Raw genomic sequence first — 1,238 nt, forward strand, 5'->3', positions numbered from 1 at the left:
TCATCTTGCCAGAAATGGCCGCTCCTTTCTCATCTATTTTGCGCTTCTCGCAATAAAATTACTCTCCGGTGTTTCGTTTTGCAAGAACCTCATTATTCATATCAGTATTTGTACGTTGAAGCTATAAAGTCGGATTCAAGCTTGAGGATAAATTTTTATTTGATCTAAAATAATTGTATGGAGAATATGCGTACGTTCATACAATATAAAAACGTTCCGTTATTCAAAGGATACCTAAAAGATAGAAAGTAAATTTGACGCTCCGTAAAGTACAATTTTCTTTGTATTTACTCAACTTGTCTTTAGTGGGCTAGAACAATAATGATCTTGTTTTTAGATTTTGATGGTGTTTTGCACCCAGAACCCTGCTACCAAGAGGCGCAGTTATTCTGCCACTTGCCGCGACTAGAAAATGTCTTAAGAGATTTCCCTGATGTGCATATTGTTATTTCCAGCACATGGAGAGATAAACGTTCAATCACTGAACTCAAAGCATTCTTCTCCGAGGATATTGCCGACCGGATCATCGGTACGACTCCAGCCTGGAGAGAAATCCCAGAGATTATGGATACGATTGGCTATCAACGACATGCGGAGATTGAGGGTTGGTTGAGACAATCTGGTCGGCCATGGATAAACTGGCTGGCAATTGATGATAAACCCTATCTTTTCAAGCCGTTTCTAAAAAATCTGATTAAAACCGATTCACTGACAGGCTTCGATGATCAAGCCGAAGAGCGGTTAAGGCGTCATCTCGCAGTAGCCTCGCGTCCATGCTAAACACTTACACGCTACGTAGTGTGACTCTAGCAGAAGCTAATATAGTTGCTTCCTATCGCTACTATCGGGAACAAGAAAACCAAGACGACAAGGCTGCTTATATGTTCTGGCTTAGTCACGCTATCGGTGATGGCCGCTACATCGGACTATTGGCCGAGAGTAACGGTAAGATAGTCGCCAGTGCAGGTATGACGTTACTTGATTGGGGGCCGACACGCGGCGATCCTAATCCCTACCGCGCCAGAATCGTGAATGTCTACACGGAACCGGCGATGCGTCGTCAAGGAATCGCCAGAGTCCTAGTTGAACGATTGCTGACACTTGGGGAGCAACGCGGCGTTGGTGCACTTCAAACTCGAAAAACGGTGATGTTACGATGCGGCCTCAATTTTACTGATCGCCCCGATGCCCAACAAACACAACGACGATCGGCGTCATCATATACCTAAGATGTCGTT

At 44.3% G+C, this 1,238-nt stretch carries 2 protein-coding genes; both read left to right on the forward strand.

The features are described 5' to 3' along the window. The first annotated feature begins 321 nt into the window (after nt 1-321). Nucleotides 322-780 carry an HAD domain-containing protein gene (locus AAKU64_RS22520; RefSeq protein ID WP_323492983.1) on the forward strand — a complete coding sequence of 153 codons (459 nt, stop codon included), beginning with the start codon at nt 322-324 and terminating at the stop codon, nt 778-780. Next, the gene (locus AAKU64_RS22525) at nt 774-1,229 is read left to right on the forward strand and encodes a GNAT family N-acetyltransferase (RefSeq protein WP_354363105.1); all 456 of its coding nucleotides are present in this window, start codon (nt 774-776) and stop codon (nt 1,227-1,229) included. The genes AAKU64_RS22520 and AAKU64_RS22525 overlap by 7 nt, the downstream gene beginning before the upstream one ends. The last annotated feature ends 9 nt before the right edge of the window (nt 1,230-1,238 follow it).

This window comes from Undibacterium sp. GrIS 1.8, from assembly GCF_040544445.1.
Lineage (GTDB): Bacteria > Pseudomonadota > Gammaproteobacteria > Burkholderiales > Burkholderiaceae_D > Undibacterium.